Source organism: Allobosea sp. NPDC003192 (assembly GCF_050275675.1).
In the GTDB taxonomy this organism is placed as follows: domain Bacteria; phylum Pseudomonadota; class Alphaproteobacteria; order Rhizobiales; family Beijerinckiaceae; genus Allobosea.
The window spans coordinates 1-7485 of the sequence record NZ_JBNNPK010000046.1; the positions used below are offsets into that span (position 1 = coordinate 1).

Annotated in this window: 10 protein-coding genes and 1 pseudogene; 3 read left to right on the forward strand and 8 right to left on the reverse strand. The window is 67.7% G+C overall.

The genetic code is table 11. From position 1 onward, the window contains the following. A partial coding sequence (locus ACQKLX_RS29710) for an aminotransferase class I/II-fold pyridoxal phosphate-dependent enzyme (protein ID WP_427365162.1) occupies positions 1-353 on the forward strand: 353 nt, incomplete at its 5' end. Between the two features lie 18 nt (positions 354-371). On the opposite strand, the gene ACQKLX_RS29715 is transcribed toward ACQKLX_RS29710, so the two are convergent. The 5 genes from ACQKLX_RS29715 to ACQKLX_RS29735 are packed head-to-tail and all read right to left on the reverse strand — an operon-like array spanning position 372 to position 4250. Further along, positions 372-1370 (reverse strand): adenosine kinase, encoded by a 999-nt coding sequence (locus ACQKLX_RS29715; RefSeq protein WP_427365163.1) that lies wholly within the window; start codon positions 1368-1370, stop codon positions 372-374. A gap of 56 nt (positions 1371-1426) precedes the next feature. Continuing rightward, positions 1427-1801, reverse strand: coding sequence for a helix-turn-helix domain-containing protein (locus tag ACQKLX_RS29720; RefSeq protein ID WP_427365164.1), 375 nt, complete (start codon positions 1799-1801; stop codon positions 1427-1429). Further along, positions 1801-2361, reverse strand: a complete 561-nt coding sequence (locus tag ACQKLX_RS29725) for a Smr/MutS family protein (protein WP_427365165.1) — start codon at positions 2359-2361, stop codon at positions 1801-1803. The genes ACQKLX_RS29720 and ACQKLX_RS29725 overlap by 1 nt, the downstream gene beginning before the upstream one ends. Before the next feature lie 3 nt (positions 2362-2364). After that, on the reverse strand, positions 2365-3528 hold the full coding sequence (mltA, locus tag ACQKLX_RS29730; RefSeq protein ID WP_427365166.1) for a murein transglycosylase A: 1164 nt from the start codon (positions 3526-3528) through the stop codon (positions 2365-2367). Beyond that, a complete protein-coding gene (locus tag ACQKLX_RS29735) occupies positions 3525-4250 on the reverse strand; it encodes a Tim44/TimA family putative adaptor protein (RefSeq protein ID WP_427365167.1) in 726 nt (241 codons plus the stop codon). The genes mltA and ACQKLX_RS29735 overlap by 4 nt, the downstream gene beginning before the upstream one ends. A gap of 248 nt (positions 4251-4498) precedes the next feature. On the opposite strand from ACQKLX_RS29735, the gene secB reads away from it, so the two are divergent. Both secB and ACQKLX_RS29745 read left to right on the forward strand, forming a co-directional pair. Continuing rightward, positions 4499-5002 carry a protein-export chaperone SecB gene (secB, locus tag ACQKLX_RS29740; RefSeq protein WP_427365168.1) on the forward strand — a complete coding sequence of 168 codons (504 nt, stop codon included), beginning with the start codon at positions 4499-4501 and terminating at the stop codon, positions 5000-5002. 152 nt (positions 5003-5154) lie between these two features. Then, a complete protein-coding gene (locus ACQKLX_RS29745) occupies positions 5155-5898 on the forward strand; it encodes a TerC family protein (protein ID WP_092163270.1) in 744 nt (247 codons plus the stop codon). A 91-nt stretch (positions 5899-5989) separates the two neighbouring features. Here ACQKLX_RS29745 and dnaQ read toward each other — a convergent pair whose 3' ends face one another. The 3 genes and pseudogenes from dnaQ to ACQKLX_RS29760 form a co-directional block, all read right to left on the reverse strand. Continuing rightward, positions 5990-6697: a DNA polymerase III subunit epsilon gene (gene dnaQ, locus ACQKLX_RS29750; protein ID WP_427365169.1), complete on the reverse strand. Its 708-nt coding sequence runs from the start codon at positions 6695-6697 to the stop codon at positions 5990-5992. Position 6698: 1 nt separating this feature from the next. Beyond that, positions 6699-7310: a dephospho-CoA kinase gene (gene coaE / locus ACQKLX_RS29755; RefSeq protein WP_427365170.1), complete on the reverse strand. Its 612-nt coding sequence runs from the start codon at positions 7308-7310 to the stop codon at positions 6699-6701. A 22-nt stretch (positions 7311-7332) separates the two neighbouring features. Continuing rightward, positions 7333-7485: pseudogene (locus ACQKLX_RS29760) on the reverse strand (shikimate dehydrogenase); the annotation flags it as partial.

Consider the following 7485-nt stretch of genomic DNA (forward strand, 5'->3'; position numbering starts at 1 on the left):
CGCTCGCGGCGATCCGGCATCTCAAGGTCAGCTCGGCCGAGCGTGAGGGCCAGCAGGACCGGGTCCGCAAGCTGCGCGGCCAGCTCGACCAGGCCGGCATCCCGCATCTGCCCAATCCGAGCCATATCGTGCCGGTGATGGTCGGCGATGCCGCCCTGTGCAAGCGGATCAGCGACGAGTTGCTGGAGCGCTTCGCGATCTACGTCCAGCCGATCAACTACCCGACCGTGGCGCGCGGCACCGAGCGCCTGCGGATTACGCCGACGCCACTGCATTCGGACGAGGACATCGCCACGTTGGTCAGCGCCCTCAGCGAGATCTGGAGTGCGACGGGGCTGAAGCGGGCGGCCTGAGCCGCCCGCGCTTTTCCTTCAGAGCAGGCCGTTATTGCCCGCGAGCGTCTTCAGGTTGACGTCCGGGCGGGCGCCGACATGGCTGATGACCTCGGCGGCAGCCAAAGCACCGAGCCGCAGGCAATCGCGCGCCTCGCGGTTCGTCGTCAGGCCATGCAGGAAGCCGGCGGCGAAGAGATCGCCGGCGCCGGTCGCATCGACGACGCGCTCGATCGGGAAGACCGGCTCGGCCACGACGCCATCCGGCGTCAGCGCCAGAGCGCCGTTCTCCGAGCGGGTGATCACCGCAAGCACATTCTCGGCCCGCAGCGCCGCCAGCGCCGTATCAAAATCGGCGCTCTGGTAGAGGCTCTTCAGCTCGTGCTCGTTGGCGAAGACGAGATCGACCATGCGATTGCGGATCAGACCGAGGAACTCGTCGCGATAGCGATCGACGCAGAAGGAGTCCGACAGCGTGATGGCGACGCGGCCGCCGGCCTTGTGGGCGAGCTCCGAGGCCTTGCGGAAGGCGTCCTTGGCCGCCGGCGGATCCCAAAGATAGCCTTCGAGATAGACGATATCGGCGTTCTCGACGGTGGCGGCATCGACATCGGCCGGCGACAGGCCCTGGCAGGCGCCAAGATAGGTGTTCATCGTGCGCTCGCCATCGGGGGTGACGATGATGAAGGAGCGTGCCGTCGCCGGGCCGTCGGTCGCCGCGGCGGTGTCGAAGGCGACGCCGAGCGAGGTGAGGTCATGGCGGTAGAGCTGGCCGAGTTCGTCGGCCTTGACCTTGCCGATGAAGGCGCCCTTGCCGCCGAAGGAGGCGAGGCCGGCAATGGTGTTGGCGGCCGAGCCGCCCGAGACGACCTTGCCCGGGCCCATCGCGCCATAGAGCAATTCGGCCCGCGGCTCGTCGATCAGCGCCATCGAGCCTTTGACCAGCTCGTACTTCGCCAGAAAATCTTCCTCCGCCGCAGCGAAGACGTCGACGATGGCATTGCCCAAGGCGAGCACGTCATAGCGCTTGGAGGTCATGAAACGATCCGTGATGGCGGGAGGATGGCGGCGTGTTGCATTGACGGCAGGCGAGGTCAAGCGCTGCCGCGCCGGCGCGCGGCGCTGTCGAGGATCGAGGTCAGCGCCGCAAGGTCGGACGGGCCGAGCCATTCCACCTCATGGGCGAGGCGATTGGCGAACAAGGTCGCCTCGGGTTCGAGCCCGGCCGTATCGATCACCACGCGCGGGTGCGAGAGCTCGGCGAGGCGGATCAATTCGTCGGCCTCGTCCCAGATCACGCCGAGATGGTGGATCGCGCCCTGGATCAAAGTGAAGGTCGGCTGGCCGCGCTTGCCGTGCTCCAGCGCCGAAAGATAGGCCGGGGTGACGCCGAGCGCCTGCGCCATCTGCGCCAGGGTGACGCCGCGGGCGGCGCGCAATTGGCGGACGCGGCGGCCGAACGGCGTCATCAGCCGGTCTCCCGGCTGCGACGCAGGCGAATATAGAGCGCGCCGGCGCCGCCATGGCGCTGCTCGGCCTCATCGAAGCCGAGCACCAGCGGCCGCAGATCGGGCAGGCGCAGCCAATGCGGGACATTGCGGCGCAGGATGCCGCGCTCCTCGCCATAGGGAACATCGCCGGCGATGCCCTTGCCGGTCACCACCAGCACGAGCTTGGCGCCACGCTGCTGCTGGAGGCGCAGGAAGCCGCGCAAGGCCGAATGCGCCTCCTCCTGACGCAGGCCGTGCAGGTCGATGACAGCCTCGACGCCCTGCTGGCCGCGACGCAATTGCGTCCGCATGCGCCGCTCCAGCGGCACCAAAGGCGGCGGAGCGGGCTTGGCGGAGGAGCGCCCAGGCGCCAGCACAGCCACAGGCGGACCAGTCTCCGCAGCCGGAGCAGGTTTTGCCTGCGCGGCCTCTGGCTCGGGCTCAACGGGCGCGCGGCCCGCGAGCGGCGTGACCGTGCGCGCGACCTGGCGCCAGAGCGCGAGTTCCGCCTCGGAGAGGAGCTTGCCACGCCGGCGCATGGCTCAGCGCGGCCAGAGCACGATGAAATCGACGGGATGACGGATCAGGCCGGCGCGGTGGCCTGCTTCCGCGCCTGAGCCGACGAAGAGGTCGATCCGGGCGGCACCGACGATCGCCGTTCCCGTATCCTGGGCCAGCATCAACCGGGCGAGCTTCTCGCTGCCGCCCTTGCCGTCGGGGATCTCGGTCTCGATCCAGGCCGGCATGCCATAAGGCCAGAGCGAGCGGTCGACAGCGACGCTGCGCAGGGGCGTCAGCGGCAAGCCGGCGCCGCCGATCGGGCCGGACTGAGGTGGCAGATCGTCGTTGCGGGCGAAGAAGACGAAGGAGCGGTTGAGCCGGATGAGATCGCGGGCGAAGCCGGCATCGGCCTTCAGCCGCGCGATCAGCTTGTCCATCGTCATCTGCTCGGGCGGGATGTTCTCGCGCCGGCTGAGCTCGCGCCCGAGCGAGGTATAGGGATGGCCATTACGCCCGGAATAGACCAGGCGCGTCACCCTGCCATCCGGCAGGCGGATCCGGCCGGATCCCTGGACCTGCAGGACGAAGCGATCGACGGGATCGCGCATCCAGAGAACTTCCAAACCCTGGCCGGCGAGCGCGCCCTCCTCGATCGCCGCGCGGTCCGGGAAGGGCTCCAATCCCCTGTTCGTCCGGCGCGCCGAAGTCAGGCCCGCATCGAAGCCCGGCCAGTCATCGCCGGGCATCTTGGTGACGAGATCGGCCGGGCGGCCGTAGAGCGGCGTCGGGAAGGCGTCGGAGCGGGTCAGCGAGCCCTCGAACTCCGGCTCGAAATAGCCGGTCATGAAGCCGCGCTCGGCCCCGGCCGGGCGGATGCGCCAGAAGGCAAAATTGTCTGCGAAGAAGCGGCGAGCGGCATCCGGGCTGACATTGCCCGCAGCGAGCAGGGCCGCGGCCTTGGTGCAGAGCGTTGGCAGGGCCGACGGAGGAGGAGCACCCTGGCGCAATGGCGGATCGGTCTCGCAGCCCTGTGCGAACAAGCGCAATACGGCGAGCTGATCGTCGACACTCCAGCCTGCAAGCGCAGCGGGCGCCACGGGTTCGGCCCGGGCGCCCGTCGGCAGAGGTGGAGGCGAAGCTTGCGCGCCGGTCATCGCGATACCTGCGGCCAGCAGCCCCAGAACGAGACCGACGGCACGGATCACGCGGCCGATTCGGTCGCGACCAGCAGCCAGTTCGGATCGCGGCTGCCGAGTTGGCGCGAGAAGGTCCAGACGTCGTTGACCTCGGAGACCGCATCGGCGCTGCCGTCGACGACATTGCCCTGTGCATCGCGCACTGCGCTGATCAGCTGCGAAACGAAGGCGATGGTGACCTGGGCGACCTTGCCCTTGACGTCGACCGCGACGATCTCGGCCTTGTCGATCGAGACGAAGTTGGATTCGGCCTTCTCGCCGCGCTTCTCGCGCTCGGTGATCGCCTGCTCGAAGCCGTCATAGACCTCCTTGGCCAGCAGGCCCTTCAAGGTCTTGCGGTCGCCGCGGGCGAAGGCCGTGACGATGGTCTCGTAGGCCGATTTCGCGCCGACGAGGAAGCCCTGCGGCTCGAAGCGGGGCTCCTGGCGGACGATGGCATCGAGGCCGAGAGCGATGGGCGAGCCCGGAGCGGCAATATCCTTCCAGCGCTCGGCGTCGGCCACAGGCGCAGCCGCGGCATCGTTGGCGGCGCCCGGGAGACGAACGACATTGTCGCGGCGCTCACCATTGCCCGGCTGATCAGGCCGCAGCGGCGGCGTCTCGCGACGCGCAAACGGATCGACCGGCGGCTTCTCGTGCCCGGTCTTCTGACCGAGCACCGAGCGCAGCTTCCAGGCGACGAAAACGGCCAGGGCCAGGAAGACCAGGGTCGTCATATCGAAATTCTGCATCGCCGGCTGATCCGAACCTCGAAAAAACAGTCATTCCCACACGCGGGCGCGCTTTCACCGCCCGGCTTCAGGCGGATATGGTGACGCAGGCTCGTAACATCCACCCCCGGGTACGACAAGGGCGCCAAAGGTCGCCTCGCTTGTGCCGGCTCCCTCGCCATGATAGCCGACGCGAGCCCGGCGCCGCCGCTTTGCCGGGCAGTTCCGGCCACGGCACGGAATTTCCCGATGATTTTCTGCAGATAGTGATGGGACCGATGGCCAACGAAAACGGCAACGGCGCCGGCGCCGCCAACCAGCAGGGGCCCAGCCTCAACACGCTGGTTCAGTACATCAAGGATTTCTCCTTCGAGAATCCGAACGCTCCGCGCTCGCTGACCCAACAGCAACAGCAGGGCGGTCCGCAGATCGGCCTCCAGGTCAACGTTCACGCCAATGCGCTCGGCGAGAACGACATCGAGACGATCCTGACGCTCGAGGGCAAGGCGACGCTGAACGACGAGACGCTGTTCGCGTTCGAGCTCAGCTATGCCGGCGTCTTCCGCATCCTCGGCGTGCCGCAGGAGCAGCTGCATGCGGTCGTGATGATCGACTGCCCACGCCTGCTCTTCCCCTTCGCCCGGGCGATCGTCGCCGAAGCGGTGCGCAATGGTGGCTTCCCGCCGCTCTATATCGACCCGATCGACTTCGCCGCGCTGTATCGCCAGCGCCTCGAGGAGATGCAGGCGCAGCAGGGCGAGCCGAACGCCTGAACGGTCATCGACCTCACGAATTAGACAGATAAGAGCCCTCCGGGGCTCTTTTTTGTTGAACCGCCCGTTGTGGAATCGCCGGGGCGTTTCCATGTCCCGCGGGCCAGAAGGCCGCCATGACGGCGCGCCGTACCCGCGAGGTTCACGACTCCATGGATGCCCTTATGACGCTCGCCGCCGACCCAGCAGTCTGGGCGGCGCTCGGCGCCCTGATCGCCATGGAGGTCGTCCTCGGTATCGACAACCTCATCTTCATCTCGATCCTGACCAACAAGCTGCCGGAGCACCAGCGCGCGCGCGGCCGGCGGATCGGCATAGGGCTGGCGTTGATCCTGCGCCTCGGCCTGCTCTCGACCGTCGCCTTCATCGTGCAGCTGACCGCGCCGGTATTCTCGGTCTTCGGCAAGGCCTTCTCCTGGCGCGACCTGATCCTGATCGCCGGCGGCCTGTTCCTGGTCTGGAAGGCGACCAAGGAAATCCACCACAAGGTCGATCCCGATCACGGCCCTGACATGTTCGACGGCGGCGCGGCCGCGGCCGTGACCTTCGGCGGCGTGATCTTCCAGATCCTGCTGCTCGACCTCGTCTTCTCGATCGACAGCATCATCACCGCGGTCGGCATGACCGAGCATATTCCGGTGATGGTGATCGCCGTCATCGTCGCCGTGCTGGTGATGCTGCTCGCGGCCGATCCGCTGGCGCGCTTCATCGACAAGAACCCGACGATCGTGATGCTGGCGCTCGGCTTCCTGCTGATGATCGGCGGCACGCTGATCGGCGAGGGCTTCGGCGCCCATATCCCGAAGGGCTACATCTACGCCGCCATGGCCTTCTCGGCCCTGATCGAGGGGCTCAACATGATGTCGCGCCGCGCCAGCCGGAAGCGCGGCGGGTAACAATCCAGCCGTCATGCTCGGGCTTGTCCCGAGCATCTCATTCAGGAGATCCTCGGGTCGTCGCTACGCGTCGCCCGAGGATGACAGAGGTTCACGCCTCCTCGGGGACTCCGAGATAGTCGCGCCAGAGCGGCCCCTTGAGCTTCATCACGAAGGACTCATGCGCCGCTCGTTCCTCCGGCGTCAGCCGTGGCGCGAGCGAGCGCTGGCGGACCGGGCGCTCGATCGCAACTGAAAGTCCGGCGCCCGCCTTGCTGGCGGCAGCGCTGCCGAAGCCGAGGCTCGTCTGCTTGCCGCCGATGAGCTCGATATAGACCTCAGCCAGGATCTCGGAGTCGAGCAGCGCTCCGTGCTTGGTGCGACGGCTGTTGTCGATACCGTAGCGCGAGCAAAGCGCGTCCAGGCTGTTGCTGGCGCCGGGATGCTTGCGCCGCGCCATGGCGAGCGTATCGACCACCAGCGCCGGCACGATCGGTGGCAGGCCGAGCCGGCCGAACTCCATGTTGATGAAGCCGACGTCAAAGGCGGCGTTGTGGATGACGAGCCTGGCATCCGCGATGAAGGCGGCGAACTCGCTGGCGACCGCCGCGAAGACCGGCTTGTCGGAGAGAAAGGCCTCGGACAGCCCGTGCACCCTGAAGGCGCCGTCCGGCATGTCCCGCTCGGGATTGATGTAGACATGAAAAGTGCGGCCGGTCGGGCAATGATTGACCAGCTCGACACAGCCGATCTCGACAATGCGATCGCCCTTCAGCGCTTCGACGCCGGTGGTCTCGGTATCGAGAACGATCTCGCGCATGTCAGCCCGCCTTTTCCGTCCGGCCGAAGCGGCCGGCGACAGCATTCAGGATAGATCGGACCTGGCGCTCGGCGGCCACGATCCCGCGCGAGGTGTCCACAAGGAAGTGCGCCCGGCGCCGCTTCTGCGCATCCGGCATCTGGCGGGCGAGGATCGCCGCGAATTTTTCCTCGGTCATGCCGGGGCGGCCGAGGACGCGTTTGCGCTGGACCTCCGCGGGGGCGGTGATGACGACGACCGCGTCGTAGCGCCCCTCCCCGCCGGTCTCCAGCAACAGCGGTATGTCGAGCACGGCGACGGTCGCGCCACTCTTGCGAGCTTTCGCCAGGAAGGCTTGTTCCTCGGCGCGGACCAGCGGATGGACGATCGCCTCAAGCTTCGCCAGCGCCTCGGGCTGGCCGAGCACGGCGGCCGAGAGCTTGGCGCGGTCGACCACGCCGCCGGCTGTCGTGCCAGGGAAAGCCGCTTCGATCTGCGGCGCTGCGGCGCCGGCGTAGAGATCGTGCACCGTCTGGTCGGCATCGTGGACGGGTATCCCGGCGGCGCGGAACATCGCCGAAGTCGTCGACTTGCCCATGCCGATCGAGCCGGTGAGGCCGAGCAGGAAGGTCATCGCAGCGCCTCCGTCATCCTGCTCAAGCTCGGGGAATGTCGATTTCGAGCTTTGCGCGCAGCTCAGCCGTCACCTGCGGGCGGACGCCGAACCAGCGCTCGAAACCCGGGACCGCCTGGTGCAGCAGCATGCCGAGGCCGTCGACCGGAATGCCGCCGCGGCGCCTGGCTTCGGC

Bases quoted from the DNA above. Each gene is read 5' to 3' on its own strand.
- ACQKLX_RS29715 (WP_427365163.1), bottom strand. From the start codon at position 1,370: ATGACCTCCAAGCGCTATGACGTGCTCGCCTTGGGCAATGCCATCGTC.
- ACQKLX_RS29720 (WP_427365164.1), bottom strand. From the start codon at position 1,801: ATGACGCCGTTCGGCCGCCGCGTCCGCCAATTGCGCGCCGCCCGCGGC.
- ACQKLX_RS29725 (WP_427365165.1), bottom strand. From the start codon at position 2,361: ATGCGCCGGCGTGGCAAGCTCCTCTCCGAGGCGGAACTCGCGCTCTGG.
- ACQKLX_RS29735 (WP_427365167.1), bottom strand. From the start codon at position 4,250: ATGCAGAATTTCGATATGACGACCCTGGTCTTCCTGGCCCTGGCCGTT.
- secB (WP_427365168.1), top strand. From the start codon at position 4,499: ATGGGACCGATGGCCAACGAAAACGGCAACGGCGCCGGCGCCGCCAAC.
- ACQKLX_RS29745 (WP_092163270.1), top strand. From the start codon at position 5,155: ATGGATGCCCTTATGACGCTCGCCGCCGACCCAGCAGTCTGGGCGGCG.
- dnaQ (WP_427365169.1), bottom strand. From the start codon at position 6,697: ATGCGCGAGATCGTTCTCGATACCGAGACCACCGGCGTCGAAGCGCTG.
- coaE (WP_427365170.1), bottom strand. From the start codon at position 7,310: ATGACCTTCCTGCTCGGCCTCACCGGCTCGATCGGCATGGGCAAGTCG.